This is a genomic window from Exiguobacterium sp. s125, from assembly GCF_018618605.1.
In the GTDB taxonomy this organism is placed as follows: domain Bacteria; phylum Bacillota; class Bacilli; order Exiguobacteriales; family Exiguobacteriaceae; genus Exiguobacterium_A; species Exiguobacterium_A oxidotolerans.
In genome coordinates this window covers 206,993-224,151 of record NZ_JACSMI010000002.1, presented here as the reverse complement: position 1 = coordinate 224,151, position 17,159 = coordinate 206,993, and the positions used below count along the sequence as shown (strand labels likewise).

The following is a 17,159-nucleotide window of genomic DNA, read 5'->3' as shown; positions in this document are numbered from 1 at the left end:
TATTCCCCCATTCACAAAAAAAGCCATCACACAAGGTGACGGCTTCCATCTCAATTATTTTACTTCACGGTGAAGTGTGTGCTTACGGAGACGTGGGTTGTATTTCTTCAACTCAAGACGCTCTGGGTTGTTACGCTTGTTCTTTTTAGTGATATAAGTACGGTCACCAGTTTCAGTGCAAGCCAAAGTAATTTTAACGCGCATGGGATTCCCTCCTATCTAGCTCTCAATGTATCAAGTGTTTTTGCTTTACATAAGGTTAAGCATACTCAAGTATCGTACCAAGAAAGGAACGGAATTGCAACTGTTCATCCGTTCTTTTTCTGAATCGCCAATTGTTCGTATGGTTTTTCAAGGTTCACTTGGAATTCAAGCGGTTTTTGAGCAACATGATAATCATTTTCGATTCCTTGTCGCGCTTCTTCACGTTCTAAATAAATCAATTGTGAATGACGAAGTGCTTCGCCCTCTAATCGTTTAATCGCAACAACTAAACCACCGCTACTCGCTGGAGAACGCTCACTCTCAAGATTGTACACATTGCTGACAAGCGGCAACTGGTTGATCTCAGCAAACGATTGAGCAGCCGACGCCGTCTCCATCGTAAAGTTATGGACAAGGCGGAATTCTACGATTTTATGCAGGGCTTGCGCTTGACGCAACACGGCAAGATTTAATCCGGCCAACTGATTGTAAGTTTGAACGAGCGGTAGACCCGTCATGCGGACGCCGTAAATATGAACGCCATCTTCAAATCGATAAGCCGTCTCATTTTCTGTGATGACATAGACATTTTCTCCCGCTCCTGCCAATCGCTTCGCAAACTCAGCAATTGGTCGGTTCGAATCTTGGTAATCTTTTGCGACGAGTAAAATCGCAGCATCGTTCCATGACGTTTCACGTTGCACCGCAACATAGTAGTCATGCGTCGTCAAATAGACGTCTGGTTCGATGTCTGTATCCGCTAAGAAGGGATATTCGGCATAACGCGTTTCAAGCCAGTCGGTCGTTAATTCTCCAGCGTCAAGTAACCGCTCCGTTTCTTCAAATCGCTTAATATGTTCACGGAATCGATTCGCCGCATATTGTGCAGTCGTCTGTCCATCGAGAATGAACGGCCAGTCGCTCGAAACCGCGAGCAAGTATTCACGAATCAATTGACGTTTTGCTTTGACCGTCAAACCATCTTGATGACGATTACGCGCCATGACACCGGCTAATCGTTTTTCAAGTTGATGCAAGTGACGAATCATCCAGTCGTTCCGTTCATTGATCCACACATCCGCATACCCTTTCCGGCCCCATGTCCCCATTGCGACGTGCACCGTCTCGATGTCGCCAAAATGACGCTCGAGGAACATTGTAGGTGAAATCGATTCGACCCCAACATCTTCAAGTCGTTCCATGGCTTTACCAAGGAAGTCCGGTCCCTCAAACCACCAATGTCCAAACAGTTCTGCATCGAATGGCGCCGTGACGAGGAAGGGTGGGAAATCTTGTCCACTGTGCTGGTCAAGATGCTCCGCCAATGCTTCCGCAAAGTCAGCTGCATGCTCATCCGTTTGTTTCCAAGCCCAGTCGCGGACATAAAAAGCCTTTTGATCGGACTCTCCTGTAACACGATGTAATTTTAAGCCCGTATCGTAGCGGAGTCCTTCAGGATGCATGAATTCTGCAATTTGGTCCCACTCCCGATCATAGGCAAGATCGCGGTAAAATTCACGATAGTTCGGGTGTCCCGGATAACCAATGACAGAACTCCAAATGCGTCCAGAAATGATTTGATCGCGCGGAAACAGTGCAACACCATGTGGCGAATAGACCGGTGCGCCGATGCCGTGTTTCGGAGCAGGATCAGCGTTTAAGATGGAATGTTCGTCTACGAATGTATAACGAATCCCCTCTTCGTACATGATTTTATCAAGACCTGGTGTGTAGGCACATTCCGGCATCCATAGCCCCGTCGGACGGAATCCATAATGACGTTCGAAACAATTTAATCCAGTTTGAATCTCTGACCGGGCAGCTTGCTCTGATAACATATGCGGACTGAAACCATGCGTTGCCGTACAGGTCATCAATTCAAGGTAACCCGCTTCTTTATAATGACGGAAGGCATGGTTTAAATCGCGACCCCAATGTTCGAATGTATTTTTTAAGTCACGGTACCGTTCTTTGTAGAAAAGCAGGGCATCCCGTTCTTCCGCCACTAAATCGCGGTCAAGTTCTTGATCAATTAAGCGTAATGTATCATCTAAATGCTCTACATAACGTTCTTGAATCAGTGAATCCGCAAGCATTTCAATGACGGGTGGAGAAATACTAATCGTCCATCCGAGCGGACGCTCCAGACGATCAATTTCCCATAATAACGGAATATACGTTTCTGAAATCGCTTCGTACATCCAACGCTCTTCTAGACGATGAGCTTCCTGATGACGAATATAAGGTAAATGGGCATGTAAAACGAGTGAAAAATAGCCTTTGCGCATGTTTTCTCTTCCTCTCCTTCTTTCTATCTTTTAGCTCAACGAATTCGGTCGAAATAAGAATACGGTCGTAAAACTTCTACCCATTCCGGTTGCTCGACTTCTCCATTTTGCCAACGAGCGACGACTTCAGCGAATCGCCCTTCAACGACAGGTTCGTCACGCGGCGTCTCGACCGGCTTCGAACGTAGTACCGGAACAAAGTCACCATCAATCGTTTGAATTCCCCATTCGATGATGTATGTAGTGTTTGGGGATAACGGACGAACGAACCAAGAGTTCGTCATTTCCGGCAGTTCAAATTGATACGTCCGGTTCGCTTCACCTTTTTCATACTCGACTAACGTCACATCAATGATTCGAAGTTCTTTACGGAATGAATCGAACGCTGCATGGTAATGCGTCTCTAACATTTTACGAGATAACTCCGAGAGCTCCCAGTACACGTACAATGCCGTCGGCGATTGAACGATGGCATGCATGATGTCATCTTCATAGTGCGTCGCCATCCCGAATGCATCCCGTTCAAGCGATGGTATGGCGATGACAGCAGGAACGATTTCATTCGCAGCCACTTTCATCGATGGAGTGGCTTTCTGTTGTTTTTTAGGAGCTGCTGTTTTTTTGTCCGTTGGTTCTGAAAGTGATTTTCGGTACTTACTCCACGCATATTTCACTTTCCCTTCCGTCGACTCTAATTTCTCAGCGATTTGTTTTGTCGTCAGTCCTTGTTCTTTTAATTTTATGATTTTATCAAGCATTACCTATCACCTCTTTATCTTTATTCACTTCTTTCCTATTCTACAAACTTGTTTCAAATTCCTTTACGAAAAAAAGTAGGTCGAGGATTTTCCTCGTACCTACTCAAGTTAGTTATTTAAGTCGTAGTGTTTCCCTTTTTCGAGATAGATGAGGTGCTCCCCGACGTTCGTCAAATGGTCGCCCATCCGTTCGATGTAGCGACAGATGTTCGTAAACTGCATGATTTCATCGACAACAATCGGTTGCAATGACATATGGCGCATGTATTGGCGAAGCGCTTTATATGTCGTCTCATCAATGATGTTGTCGAGATCGGATAACGCTTTTGCTTTTTCGATATCACCATCGCGATAGGCGACGATGGCTGTTTCCGTCATATCAAGCAATGTTTCAAACGCTTCTTTTAGAAGCGAGATGTCGATGACATAAGGGAATGTTTCGACACGTAAAACCGCTTTCGAGATGTTTCCGGCATAATCGGCAATCCGCTCTAAGTCTGTTGCGATTTTCATCGCTGTCACGAGTCGACGTAAATCCGTTGCCACTGGTTGTTGTTTCGCAATCAAAAGAATCGCATCATCATTGATTTCAAGTTCCAGCGCATCGAGTTCGTTATCATTTTCAATCACTGTACGCGCGATGTTGAGATCGTATTTTTCAAGTGCTTCTGCTGTCGTCGCAATCTGTTGCATCGTCTTGCGGGCAAGAAGAAAGACTTTTTGATCGAGTACTGCTAGATTTTCTCCAAAAATCGTACGGTGAGCTGCCATTGAAAGTTCCTCCTAATTATCCGAATCGTCCTGAAATATAATCCTCTGTCCGCTTATCACTCGGATTCGAGAAGATACGATCCGTTTGATCAAACTCCACTACTTCTCCGTTCAAGAAGAATGCCGTCTTATCTGAGACACGTGCTGCCTGTTGCATATTATGCGTCACGATGATGATCGAGTACTCTTTTTTCAACTCCTGGACGAGTTCCTCGACTTTGAGTGTCGAAATCGGGTCGAGTGCTGAAGTTGGCTCATCCATTAAGATGACATCCGGTTCGATTGCAAGGCACCGCGCGATACAAAGACGTTGTTGTTGCCCACCTGATAATCCGTAGGCATTTTCATTCAGACGATCTTTGACTTCATCCCAAATCGCCGCACCTCGCAAGCTACGTTCCACGATTTCATCTAAAATCTTTTTGTTTTTGACACCGTGGACACGTGGTCCGTACGCGATGTTATCGTAAATCGATTTCGGGAACGGGTTCGGTTGCTGAAAAACCATTCCGACGGACGTCCGTAATTCTTCCACTTCATATTCTTTATCGAAGATGTTCCGGCCGTTATATTCGATGACACCGTTCGTCCGTACGATTGGCACGAGCTCGACCATCCGGTTCAAGGTTTTGATGAATGTCGATTTCCCGCACCCAGACGGTCCGATGATTGCCGTGACTTCGTTTTGTTTAATATCTAAGTTGACATCTTTTAAGGCGTGGTCATCGCCGTACCATAAGTTTAAATTGTCGACACGGTATACACTGTCTTGCGCAGCTACTGGTTGATTCATAGTTGTTGCCCCTTCTTTCTCGGCTGTTTTTGTCGTCAGCTTCGTATCCATCATCTGTGTTCCTCCTTAAAAACGATTCAGCACCCTCCTACGATTAATAACGTTTAGAAAAACGATTTCGAATCCAGATTGCAAGTGAGTTCATTGTCAATAAAATCACCATCAAGACAATGATTCCTGCTGCAGCAAGACCTTGGAAATCAGCTTGCGGACGGCTTGTCCAGTTATAAATTTGAATCGGCAACGCCGTAAACTCTGAAAAGATCCCTTCTGGTGCACGGGCGATGAAGATGGCTGCTCCGACCATGATAAGCGGTGCTGTTTCACCAATCGCACGTGAGACAGCTAAGATGATTCCCGTAATGACACCTGGAAGTGACGCCGGTAAAACGACTTTGAACGTCGTCTGCCATTTCGAGGCACCAAGTGCCAGTGAAGCATGACGCATCGCTTGCGGCACGGAACGAATCGCCTCTTGCGACGATACGATGACGACCGGTAAGCTCATTAACGCGAGCGTCAACGCTCCAGCAATCAATGTTGAACCGAAGCCCATATTCCGGACGAAGAATGTTAAACCGAGCAAACCGAAAACGATTGAAGGTACGCCTGCCAAGTTCGAGATGTTGACTTCGATGAACGATGTCATCCGCCCTTTTTTCGCGTATTCCTCTAAATAAATCGCAGCTCCGACACCCATGATGAAAATCATTGGAACGATTAAAAGCATTAAGAAGATCGTACCCATCAGTGCAGGATAGATTCCAGCGCGTTCTGGACGTCGTGATGGGCCATTCTGAAGGAAATCAAGCGATAACCATGCAGCACCATCACGGAGTACGCCGACAAGAAGAATACCAAGAACGACGAGACCAAATAGGAGACCAATCAAGAAAATCACTTTCGTCACATTGTTGACGACAAGACGCTGACTGATTGATTTTTTTACTGCAACTGGATCAATGAACTTTTTTTGTACAGGTTGTTTTTCTGGTAAGGCCATCTTAATACTCCTCTCTGAAACGACGCGTAATCCAGTTCGCGAGGAGGTTCATCACAAGTGTAAAGACGAACAACAGCGTACCGACAGCGTAGATACTATAATATTCAACGGTTCCATATCCCGCATCACCAAGCGCGACTTGAACGATATAAGCTGTCATCGTTTGGACAGGTTCAAGCGGATTGACGGTTGCAGTAGGATTTGATCCCCCGGCAATCGTCACAATCATTGTTTCACCAATCGCACGAGACATCCCTAGGACGATCGACGCGATGATACCTGAAAGTGCTGCCGGAACTACGACTTTTAAAGCCACTTCAAGGCGTGTCGAACCAAGTGCGAGCGCACCGTCACGGATTTTTTTCGGGACAGAACTCATCGCATCCTCAGAAATCGAGGCAATCATCGGGATGATCATGATTCCGACGACAATCCCTGGGCTGAGTGCGTTGTAAATCGCAAGACCGGGAATTAACTTTACGAGTAGAGGTGTGACGAACGTCAACGCGAAGAAACCGAAGACGATTGTCGGGACACCTGCTAAGACTTCAAGAATTGGTTTTAACACACGACGTGCGCGCTCTGACGCATACTCACTTAAATAAATAGCAGATGTGAGTCCGATCGGCACGGCAACTAGCATCGCAATCACGGTAATCTCAAGTGTTCCGACGACGAGCGGCCAGATTCCGTACTCTGGAACCGAGTTCAACGGGTACCAGCTCGTACTACCGAAAAATTCTTTGATTGAGACGACTTCAAAGAAATGTTCCGTTTCGATGACTAACGTGAGAATGATGCCAATGGTCGTAACGACCGAAGCAAACGCACATAAAAATAAGATGATTGGCATAATTCGTTCCATGATGTTTTTCATACTGAATTTTTGTTTTCGGTTCTGTTGAATCAGCTCGCGAACCGAGTTTTTTGATGATGAATTCATCCTTCTTCGCTCCCTACTTCATCATTCCTACATAAGAACGGGACTTAAAAAGGGAGAGATTCCCCCCTTTTTAAGTCACCCTCCTATTCGGATGTTTATTTCATTGCATCTTCGATTGCTTTTGCATTTTCGTCATAACGCTCTTGCTTCATTTTGACGTAACCGACTTCTTCCGCTAAATCACCGGCATTTTCATTCGTAAATTTCACGAAGTCAGCGACTTGTTTTTTATCAGTGAGTGATTTGTTGTTTACATACGTGTAGATTTCACGTGATAACGGATATGAAAGATCGTTGATTGTTTCTGGTGTTGGATCAACAGCATCTTTTCCTTCAGCCGATAACGGTACTTCTTTTAACTTATCTTTGTTTTCAGCATAGTACGCATAACCAAAGTAGCCGATTGCGCCTTTTGTTCCTTCGACACCTTTAACGAGGACGTTATCATCTTCAGAAAGCTGGACGTCTTTACGCATATCTTTTTCATCCATTACTTCCTCATTGAAGTAATCGAATGTACCTGAGTCTTTACCCGGGCTGAAGAATTTGATTGGTTCTGCTGGGTAAGATGAATCGACATCTTTCCATGTTTTGACGTTCGGATCCTGCCACATTTTATTGAGCTGGTCAATCGTCAATTCCTTGACCCATGTGTTTTCTTTACTTACTGCAACTGTTAATCCGTCAAGCGCTAGTGCCATTCGTGTATATTCAATTCCATTTTTTTCTGCTTCTGCTGCTTCTTCTTCTTTGATTTCACGTGAAGCGTTCGAAAGATCTGTTTCACCGACGACGAAGCGTTTAAATCCGCCACCTGTCCCAGACACACCGACCGTTACGTTTACATCTGGCTGTTCAATCGAATATTCTTCTCCGACTGCTTCCATGATTGGAAAAACTGTTGACGATCCATCAATTGCAATCTTTCCTGAAAGATCCGACGAACTCGAAGAGCTTCCTTCGTCATTTCCGCATGCTGCACCGACTACTGCGATTGAAGCTACTGTTGTGATAAGTGCTGTTTTTTTCATCCAAGACATGATTAAATTTCCTCCTCGAAGTATGTCGCTTATACCAATACGACTTTTTATCCGTTTCCCTTACAAGACTTATAATACGGATGAACTATTAAAACGAAATGAATCCAACGTAAAAGAATTGTAAAGGCTTGTTTTTTGCAGTTTACAATTCAAAATACATTATAAAAAAAGGTCAATCCAAATAAAAAAAACGAAGATGAGTTTCCTCACCTTCGCTCTTCTAGTTAATTTGGCTTAGTCTGCCACGGAATATCTTTTACATTGAAGTACGCCTTCACTAAATCATGCCCAATTTTCGAGTTGACCGTTTCCTGCTCCATATATGGAAGGAACACGGCCCAAGCAATCTCTGGATTATCATACGGCGCCCAACCGACAAGGTTCGAGTTTAATGAACGAACCGGCTGACCACTGCTGTCACGTAACGCAATCCCGTCTTCACCATATACGCTTACCTGTGCCGTACCTGTCTTAGCCGCCGCATCGATTCCTGTCAGCGCAATTACTTTAGAAGTCCCGCGCTCTCCTTTGACGACTCGATGTAATCCTTCACGGACGTGATCAATGTTGTCTTGGCTGACTTCGATTCGGTTCAAGTAATTTGTTTCGAAGCTATACTCGACTTGTTTTGTTTCTTCTTCAATTGAATTCGATGCGAGCACTTCTTTTAAAAAATGTGGTTGAACACGATAACCGCCGTTCGCGAGTGTTGAGATATACTGCGCGACTTGTAACGGAGTGAACGCGTCATATTGCCCGATGACACGGTCCATCAAGAGCGTGACGCGGTCCGGTGTCCCTTGCACACCTTTCGCTTCGTACGGTAAATCAATCCCAGTCGTCACGCCGAGCCCGAACTGGCTGTAATAGTTTTGCATGATGGCTGCAGCAGCATCGACGCTCGCCCCTGCAATCCCATTACTCGGATAATTTGCCATCCGCATTGCGATGTTGAACATATATACGTTTGACGAGCGTTCGAGCGCCGTCAAATCCGTAATCGGCCCCATGTTGACGTAAGAAGCCTTCTTCGTCCCACCGATTGTAATCGGCGCATCATTGATGACTTCATTTTGACGAATGACGCCTTCTTCAAGTCCCATTGCAACCGTCGCCCCTTTAATCGTCGATCCGATTTGGAGTGAGGTCAGAACATTATTGATTGCGACGTCACTGAATTTATTCGTCGCCGTATCGAGTTTTTGTCCCGACATCGCTAAAACTTCACCCGTTTGCGGGTTCATCACGACCGCATAACCTTCTTTAAGATAGCCGCTTCCCATGCCGCGACCCATCTTGATCGCTTGTTGGAGGATTTGATCGACCTGTTTGTTGTATTCCGCGTCAACCGTCAGAACGAGGTCTTTTCCAGACTCTCCTTCTTCGCGGTTCGGCTCACCGACTGGTTCGCCGTTAAACGTCTCATACACATCATATGCCGGTTTACCGCGTAGTAAATCTTCATATTGTTGTTCTAAAAACGATGTTCCGACCCGATCGTTTAAACTGTACCCTTTTGCCTTGTATTCCGCTTGTTGCTCAGCAGGAATCTTCGAGTACTTTCCGAAAATGTTCCGGAGCGTTCCTTCATATGGATAAGATCGTTCATAGAACGGTTCCACAGAAACACCTTTTAGGTCTTCGAGATTTTCGTCAATGATCGCCATCTCTTTTGCCGTCGCACCAAGCTTGACGAGTTGTGGATCAAGCGCATACCCGACTTCCATATTGTGTTTGATTGCGACGATTTCCATTGTTTTATCATCATAATCAATATCTTTCTCTGTAATTGTATCGAGCATGACTTGATTCTCTTCAGCAATCGATAACTTTTTTCGTTCTTCCAATGTCGGATACTTTTCTTTCATGACAGCATCAAAACGACGTTTCGACTCTTCTGTATTGGTCGCGATCCAGTAATCTTTTAAGTCACGTTCCGTTACCTTCCAATCATCTTTCGGTAAATTGATGATGGCAGCGAGACGTGAAGCTGTTTCAATCCGCTCATCGACCTTTGTATTTTGCGAGCGTCGGTAGACAATTGAATATTTTGAAATCGTATCGACGAGCAATCGTCCATCGCGGTCATAAATTTTCCCGCGTGGTACTTCATACTTGGAAGCGATCATCTCTGTTTTTTGAACTTCTCGTGAGATTTTTTCACCATTGACAATTTGGACGACACCAAGTCGGAAAATCAAAATCGCAAATAATAAAAAAACAACAAAGAACATTAAATTTAATCGAAGCGGCAAGTGGTTACGCCGTCTTCCTCTTACCGTGATTCGTTTCGCCATGGCGTACTCCCCTATCGTTCAAAAAGTCATCTTTGTTCATTATATAGAAGGAAACAATCCATAACAACCTATCCCATCATTTTCCGCATTAAAAAAAGAACCGTGCCCTCTTACCGGGGACACGGTTCTAGCATTTAAAAACGATTATTTTGCGTCAGCGTAAAGCTTGGCAACGTGATCCCAATCAATGACATTGAAGAATGCATTGATGTAATCCGGACGACGGTTTTGGTAGTTCAGGTAATATGCATGCTCCCAAACATCAAGTCCGAGAATTGGCGTTTTACCTTCCATGACTGGTGTATCTTGGTTCGGTGTCGAAACGACAGCAAGTTTGCCACCTTCGACGATGAGCCATGCCCAACCAGATCCAAAGCGTGTTGTAGCTGCTTTAGCGAAAGCATCTTTGAATGCATCGAATGAACCGAATGCTTCATCAATTGCTGAAGCGAGTTCGCCTGATGGTGCAGCACCGTCGTTCTTTTTAAGCAATTTCCAGAAGAATGAGTGGTTCCAATGACCGCCACCGTTGTTGCGAACTGCTGTTTGAATGTCAGCAGGAAGCGCATCAAGGTTTTGAAGCAACTCTTCTAATGATTTCCCTTCGTGTTCCGAGCCTTCGAGCGCCGCGTTGACGTTCGTGACGTAAGCATTATGGTGTTTCGAGTGGTGAATCTCCATCGTACGAGCATCGATATGTGGCTCAAGCGCATCATAAGCGTAGCCGAGTTCTGGTAATTCAAATTTTGACATTTTCATGTCCCCCTTTATCCTATTTTCGGAACTTCAATACCTTTTAAGACTAGCAAAAATGACGGGTATAACGCAAGTAATGACCCTTACATTTTATTGTTCATCGCGTGGTGCGAATACAGAGACACCACCACCCGGAACAGGGAAAACACCAAATCCTTCTTCATCGATGACGACAGGCTCATCTTGGTGATTTGTGTAATCGAACCATTCTTCACCAGCACGATCTTCTCCGACGAACATCCGTTTTTCACACATGTCTGCATTTGACAATAGTACGGCACAACCCGAGTTCGGGAACTCTTCGACTCCGTGACGGACCCAACCGACACAGTGTGGATCATCGAGATAATCTTCTTGTTTCCCGTATGCTTTATGGTAGCGGGCGTACAGCAATGCATCGATCATCTCTTTTTTACCTTCGACTGGATGTGGTCCTTGTACACCGTAATAATCGCCGTAAAAGACACACGGATAACCGTCTTTACGAAGGAGAACGGATGCGTAAGCATGTTGTTTAAACCAATCATCGACCCACGACTCAAGCGATTCGCCTGGTTGCGAATCATGGTTGTCAACGAATGTAACAGCATTCGTCGGATGCGACTCAACAAGTGTATCTGCGAAGAGCATCGTCAAATCAAATTTTTTCCCCTGTTCTGATGCTTCGTGGAACTTATAATGAAGCGGAACATCGAATAAATCAATTGTATAGTCGACGCTATCTAAGAAGTGACGACAATCATCTAAGTCAGATTTCCAAAATTCACCGACCATATAAAAATCTTCTGGATTTTCACCCATCATTGATTTCGCGAATTCATTGACGAATTCGTAATTGATATGCTTGATTGCATCGAGTCGGAATCCTTGGCAATCGAGTGTATCCTTGAACCAATGCCCCCAGTCGATCATTTCCTTGCGGACTTCAGGATGATTGTAATCGATGTTCGCAAACATCAAGTAATCATAGTTCCCAAATTCGCTATCGACTTGGTTGTTCCAGTCTTTATTTTTTCCGGAAATTTTGAAGACGCCGGTTCTTTCTTCTCGCGCATCAAAATCCGTTCCGTTAAAGAATTCATGATTCCAAACAAAATCAGAATACTTCCCGTCACGTCCTGGGAAAGTAAATTTTGTCCATGCATCGATTTCGAATTCTTCTGAAATTTCTTTCGACCGATCTTCTGGGTTAACTTCGACGACATTAATCGTCTCCAGTTCATCTGCTGCCGCCTTATGGTTCATGACGACATCGGCATAAACAGCGATATCATTTTCATGTGCCACTTGAATTGCTTCAAGTAGTTCGTCTTTCGTCCCGTATTTCGTCCGAACTGTTCCTTTTTGATCGAACTCACCTAAATCATAAACATCGTATATCCCATACCCTGTGTCTTCATCTGATTGCCCCTTAGAAGCTGGTGGAATCCAAACAGATGTGATGCCTGCAGCACGAAGCTCCGGCGCTCTCTCTTTTAAACGTTGCCAATGCTTCCCATCATTTTCTACATGCCACTCGAAAAACTGCATCATTGTATGGTTACGTTCCATCTCTCTTCGCTCTCCCTCAATTACTATAGTATGAATATTATTACAATATCTTTAATATTCCCCAAGCGAACAAAAATAAACGCACACCCCTAAACAGGAGTGTGCGTTTCTTAAATGGACCCTGCAGGACTCGAACCTGCGACCGGACGGTTATGAGCCGTCAGCTCTAACCAGCTGAGCTAAGGGTCCTTAAGTAAATAGTAGCGGCGGAGGGAGTCGAACCCACGACCTCACGGGTATGAACCGTACGCTCTAGCCAGCTGAGCTACACCGCCATAATGAATTAAAACAACTACAATTAGATTAATGGAAAGCATCTAAAATGTCAATAAATTATTTCACAAAAATAAAGAGAGACTTCTTTACAGAAGTCCCTCCCGCTTATATTCATTTCATTCAAGCCGTTCCCGAACGTTGTTCGAGTACTAAATCTGTAATATTGACGGCGTGATCGCCAATCCGTTCGAGGTTCGATAACAGATCAACAAAAATCATACCCGCTTGACCTGTACACTCCCCGGCATTGACGCGTAAGACGTGGTGTTTACGGAATGAACGCTCGAGTGAATCGAGTTTCCCTTCTAATTCAAGGACTTGGCGTGCTAACGAAACATCATCACGTTCAACTGCTTTGATTGCCGTATCGACGATTTTTTGTGTTAGAACGTACATTTCATCCAACTCTTTTTTCGCTTTTGGCGTAAATTCAATCCGGTTGACGATTTGGAAGTCAACGAGTTCGATTACGTTTTCGACATGATCACCAATCCGTTCGAAGTCATTGACCGCATGCATTAAGAGCGAATGGTCATTCGATTCACGTTCAGAAAGATCGTTCGCCGCCACTTTGACAAGGTAGTTCGTGACTTCCGTGTTCAAATGGTTGATTGCATATTCAATCTGACCAGCGTCAGAAACATCTTTTTTATCATGGGATTGCGTGTAGCGATGTGCTTTACCGAGTGCTTCTTTCGAGAACTCACCCATCCGTAAGACTTCCATTTTTGCTTGGTTAAGCGCAAGTGAAGACGATTGATTCAAGATGTTTTGATCCAAATGACGTGGTTTTGAATCGACTGTCGTGTCTGTTCCCGGAACGACCTTTTTAACAAGCCATGCGATTTGTGCGATGAACCAACATTGAATCAATGTGTTGACGACATTGAACGTACCATGTGCAAAGGCAATTTGCATTTTCGGTTCAAGATTGAGTACACCTGTGATCCAAGCGATGAACGTCGAGAACAAAGGTAAGGCGACTAAGAAAATAATCGTACCGACGATATTGAAGATGACGTGTGCTGCTGCTGTCCGTTTTGCGGCAATCGATGCACCGAGTGCTGCGAGTACTGCCGTGATCGTTGTTCCGATATTATCCCCGAATAAAATCGGGAGGGCTGCTTTGATATCAATCATGCCACCAGAGTATAGCTCCTGCAAAATACCAATCGTCGCAGAGGACGACTGGACAAGGAACGTAAAGACCGTCCCGACGAACACACCGAGTAACGGATTATCTGACATCGAAATCGTCAGTTCACGGAACCACTCACTTGATTGAAGTGGTTTCATGCCGTCACCCATCAATGTCAAACCATAGAACAAGGCACCGAAACCGAAGAAGATTTGTCCGATGTATTGAATCCGTTCTTTATTGAAGAAGAAGATGAGAAACGCACCAAGCGCGATTGCAGGAAGGGCTGCTTCCTTGACGTTAAAGCCGATGATGAAGGCCGTGATCGTCGTTCCGATATTCGCCCCCATGACGACACCGATTGCTTGACGTAAATTCATCAGACCCGCGCTGACGAGTCCAACGACGATAACGGTCGTACCTGACGATGATTGAATCAAGACCGTGACGACAATACCGGCAAGAATTCCGAGTAATGGGTTCGATGTGTATTTGTCTAAAATGTAACGAAGTCGGTCCCCTGCTGTTTTTTGGAGCCCATCTCCCATATACTTAATACCGAATAGGAAAATACCGAGTCCACCAATAAAAGTGAAAATCATTTCCTGCAAATCATAATTCATCGTTTCATCTCCTCATATCTAAAAAAGTGGGATTGATTTTTTGTTAAGATTTTATTGTTTCAACCTCTCCTATTATGTAAAGGTCCGTTGAACTTGTAAATAGTTTTATCAACATTTGAATGTTAAGGTTTTATTAACCTGTACCAAAACAGAGAAAAACCTTTATTACAAGCGTTCCTACGCTCACTACACCACTGTTATGAAACAGAGAAAAGAGTGTTATCATGGTTTTTTTAAGACAATTTATTAATTATTTACAAACCACCTTAGTTCCAAACCGATCTTTTTTAAAGACTCGCCTTGCCGATGTCTCCCTTTATTTTTGTGGATTAGCGTGGATTTCATTTTGGACGACAGTCATCGATAGTATATTTATCATCAAAACGGTTCCATTCATCGTCTGGTTTATGCTCCATTTCATTTTCGTCGCCATCGCGCTTTTACTGTTTCTTCTATTGATGTCGTATTTGAATCGTTGGTTGATTGATTGGATACTCAAAAGACCATGGGCGTACCGGCAAGTTTTTCCGTATACGGTTGCTGCTAACTTATGGAGCTTTCCAGTCGGTGTCCTCTGTTATCAGCTCGGATTCACAGCACTTGGGGTGACGCTCCTATTAGTCGGTCACTTCATTTATTCTTTACTGCCCGTTTTCTCAGCGCGGAAGCGAAAAAAAAATACTCGTCCAAAGTCGTGATTCTGCCTTACTTCTTCGTCTCAGCTCCGTCTACCGGCGGATTGACAGTTGCTTATTTCTATTAAAGAATTGTAAATGTTCGAATTTCGTTCTTGTTTCTCGATTTTTAGGGAATAGTTCGATATGATAGAGAAGGTAAACTTACACAATATGGCGCTATGCCACAAAAGGAGATTTTCGATATGCCGAAAATGGTCCATCGCTCTAAGACTCGTCCCGTTCGTGTTGGGGACCTTGTCATTGGTGGAAATAATGAAGTCATCATTCAAAGTATGACAACAACAAAAACACACGACGTCGAAGCGACTGTCGCTGAAATCTTACGACTTGAAGAAGCCGGATGCCAAATCGTCCGCGTTGCTTGTCCAGAAGAACGTGACGCACTTGCGCTCGCTGAAATCAAAAGCCGAATCAACATTCCGCTTGTCGTCGACATTCATTTCAACTATAAACTTGCGCTCATGGCAATCGAAGCAGGCGTCGACAAAATTCGGATCAACCCGGGTAACATCGGTCGTCGCGAAAAAGTTGAAGCGGTCGTCACAGCTGCAAAAGCTAAAAATATTCCAATCCGGATTGGTGTCAACGCTGGTTCACTCGAGAAACACATTCTTGAGAAATACGGATACCCAACAGCACGTGGTATGGTCGAAAGTGCCTTACACCACATTAAGATTCTTGAAGACCTTGACTTCCATGACATCATTGTTTCGCTTAAAGCATCTGACGTTCAGCTTGCGCTTGAAGCTTATCAGTTAGCATCTGAATCATTTGACTACCCACTTCATGTCGGTATTACAGAGTCAGGTCCTTTACGTACTGGTTCATTAAAATCCGCTGCTGGTCTTGGTGCGATTCTTTCACGCGGTATCGGGAACACGGTCCGTGTCTCACTATCAGCTGATCCAGTCGAAGAAGTGAAAGTCGCAAAAGAAGTCTTGAAATCATTTGGTCTCGCAGCAAACGCAGCAACATTGATTTCTTGCCCAACATGCGGTCGGATTGAAATCGACTTGATGGCGATTGCGGCAGAAATCGAGGATTATATCGATAAGATTCAAGTCAACATCAAAGTTGCTGTACTCGGCTGTGCCGTCAACGGTCCTGGTGAAGCACGTGAAGCGGATATCGGAATTGCCGGAGCACGTAACGAAGGGCTTCTATTCCGCCACGGAGAAATTATCCGTAAAGTACCTGAAGCGACGATGGTCGAAGAATTGAAAAAAGAAATCGATGCAATCGTTCTTGAAAAAGAAGCTGAAAAAGAAGCGGCGAAAGCCAACCAAGTTTAATTGTTGAAGAGCCCTCTTTTTAATTGAAGAGGGTTCTTTTCATATCCGTTTTTCGACTATGTTATACTAATGACAGAAATTTAAGGAACGCAGGTGATCCAATTGAAAATCGGCATCGATATCGATGGGACGATTACGCACCCGTCTTCATGTTTTAACTATATGAACAAGTATTTAGGAACTTCGATTGACTTCGAAATGGCATCCGAATATGAATTGCATACGTATACGGATATGGGACAAATCGAGTTTTGGGAATTCATGGTCAAGTCTGGTCATGAGCTCGGTATTTATCGAGAATCTACGCCTCAGGCATTTGTCCAAAAACATTTATGGGAATTACGTCAACATTTTGATTTGCACTACGTAACGGCACGCTCAGAAATCGTTCGACCGGTTACGGAAGAATGGATTGCGCGCCATGAATTACCACTCGACTCGCTCATCATGACCGGGTCGCATGACAAGGTTCAAGTTGTACGTGATCTATCACTCGATTTATTCATGGAGGATCGATTAGAGAATGCGTTACAAATTGCGGAAGATACGTCAATTCCAGTTATTTTGTTCGATGCTCCTTACAATCGAAAAGCACTTCCAGAGAACATCATTCGTGTTTCTTCTTGGGATGAAGCCGTTCAAACGATTTATAAATTCGCTCCAATCCGTTAAAAAACAGCCTTATCCGGCTGTTTTTTTTCCATTTTTTATACATAATCCGTTTACGT

Annotated in this window: 15 protein-coding genes and 2 tRNA genes; 3 read left to right on the top strand and 14 right to left on the bottom strand. The window is 44.3% G+C overall.

The genetic code is table 11. From position 1 onward, the window contains the following. Window positions 1–54: 54 nt before the first annotated feature. From rpmG to KNQ05_RS08710, 14 genes are all read right to left on the bottom strand, one after another. Window positions 55–204 carry a 50S ribosomal protein L33 gene (gene rpmG, locus KNQ05_RS08775; RefSeq protein ID WP_012369771.1) on the bottom strand — a complete coding sequence of 50 codons (150 nt, stop codon included), beginning with the start codon at window positions 202–204 and terminating at the stop codon, window positions 55–57. Window positions 205–308: 104 nt separating this feature from the next. Beyond that, window positions 309–2,492 (bottom strand): glycoside hydrolase family 57 protein, encoded by a 2,184-nt coding sequence (locus tag KNQ05_RS08770; RefSeq protein ID WP_214765399.1) that lies wholly within the window; start codon window positions 2,490–2,492, stop codon window positions 309–311. 35 nt (window positions 2,493–2,527) lie between these two features. After that, a complete protein-coding gene (locus KNQ05_RS08765) occupies window positions 2,528–3,250 on the bottom strand; it encodes a DUF4912 domain-containing protein (RefSeq protein ID WP_088836588.1) in 723 nt (240 codons plus the stop codon). A gap of 108 nt (window positions 3,251–3,358) precedes the next feature. Continuing rightward, window positions 3,359–4,021 carry a phosphate signaling complex protein PhoU gene (gene phoU, locus KNQ05_RS08760; protein WP_214805177.1) on the bottom strand — a complete coding sequence of 221 codons (663 nt, stop codon included), beginning with the start codon at window positions 4,019–4,021 and terminating at the stop codon, window positions 3,359–3,361. Window positions 4,022–4,037: 16 nt separating this feature from the next. Next, window positions 4,038–4,814, bottom strand: coding sequence for a phosphate ABC transporter ATP-binding protein PstB (gene pstB, locus KNQ05_RS08755; RefSeq protein WP_239456901.1), 777 nt, complete (start codon window positions 4,812–4,814; stop codon window positions 4,038–4,040). Between the two features lie 94 nt (window positions 4,815–4,908). Further along, window positions 4,909–5,817: a phosphate ABC transporter permease PstA gene (pstA, locus tag KNQ05_RS08750; RefSeq protein ID WP_088836585.1), complete on the bottom strand. Its 909-nt coding sequence runs from the start codon at window positions 5,815–5,817 to the stop codon at window positions 4,909–4,911. 1 nt (window position 5,818) lies between these two features. Then, window positions 5,819–6,760 (bottom strand): phosphate ABC transporter permease subunit PstC, encoded by a 942-nt coding sequence (gene pstC / locus KNQ05_RS08745; protein WP_088836584.1) that lies wholly within the window; start codon window positions 6,758–6,760, stop codon window positions 5,819–5,821. A gap of 95 nt (window positions 6,761–6,855) precedes the next feature. After that, window positions 6,856–7,800 (bottom strand): PstS family phosphate ABC transporter substrate-binding protein, encoded by a 945-nt coding sequence (locus KNQ05_RS08740; RefSeq protein ID WP_088836583.1) that lies wholly within the window; start codon window positions 7,798–7,800, stop codon window positions 6,856–6,858. A gap of 224 nt (window positions 7,801–8,024) precedes the next feature. Continuing rightward, window positions 8,025–10,097, bottom strand: coding sequence for a peptidoglycan D,D-transpeptidase FtsI family protein (locus tag KNQ05_RS08735; protein ID WP_214765401.1), 2,073 nt, complete (start codon window positions 10,095–10,097; stop codon window positions 8,025–8,027). A 144-nt stretch (window positions 10,098–10,241) separates the two neighbouring features. Then, window positions 10,242–10,850 (bottom strand): superoxide dismutase, encoded by a 609-nt coding sequence (locus KNQ05_RS08730; RefSeq protein WP_088836581.1) that lies wholly within the window; start codon window positions 10,848–10,850, stop codon window positions 10,242–10,244. 93 nt (window positions 10,851–10,943) lie between these two features. Then, entirely contained in the window at window positions 10,944–12,404 is a 1,461-nt protein-coding gene (locus tag KNQ05_RS08725) for an alpha-amylase (protein ID WP_088836580.1), read from the bottom strand. 115 nt (window positions 12,405–12,519) lie between these two features. Then, window positions 12,520–12,593, bottom strand: a tRNA-Ile gene (locus KNQ05_RS08720). Between the two features lie 12 nt (window positions 12,594–12,605). Continuing rightward, a tRNA-Met gene (locus KNQ05_RS08715) sits at window positions 12,606–12,679 on the bottom strand. Window positions 12,680–12,800: 121 nt separating this feature from the next. Next, the gene (locus KNQ05_RS08710) at window positions 12,801–14,441 is read right to left on the bottom strand and encodes a Na/Pi cotransporter family protein (protein ID WP_088836579.1); all 1,641 of its coding nucleotides are present in this window, start codon (window positions 14,439–14,441) and stop codon (window positions 12,801–12,803) included. 224 nt (window positions 14,442–14,665) lie between these two features. On the opposite strand from KNQ05_RS08710, the gene KNQ05_RS08705 reads away from it, so the two are divergent. The 3 genes from KNQ05_RS08705 (at window position 14,666) to KNQ05_RS08695 (ending at window position 17,103) form a co-directional block, all read left to right on the top strand. After that, window positions 14,666–15,139 carry a hypothetical protein gene (locus KNQ05_RS08705; RefSeq protein WP_214765403.1) on the top strand — a complete coding sequence of 158 codons (474 nt, stop codon included), beginning with the start codon at window positions 14,666–14,668 and terminating at the stop codon, window positions 15,137–15,139. A 182-nt stretch (window positions 15,140–15,321) separates the two neighbouring features. Continuing rightward, complete coding sequence (ispG, locus tag KNQ05_RS08700; RefSeq protein ID WP_029332972.1) at window positions 15,322–16,431, top strand: flavodoxin-dependent (E)-4-hydroxy-3-methylbut-2-enyl-diphosphate synthase; 1,110 nt, start codon at window positions 15,322–15,324, stop codon at window positions 16,429–16,431. 93 nt (window positions 16,432–16,524) lie between these two features. Next, complete coding sequence (locus KNQ05_RS08695) at window positions 16,525–17,103, top strand: 5' nucleotidase, NT5C type (protein ID WP_235195212.1); 579 nt, start codon at window positions 16,525–16,527, stop codon at window positions 17,101–17,103. The last annotated feature ends 56 nt before the right edge of the window (window positions 17,104–17,159 follow it).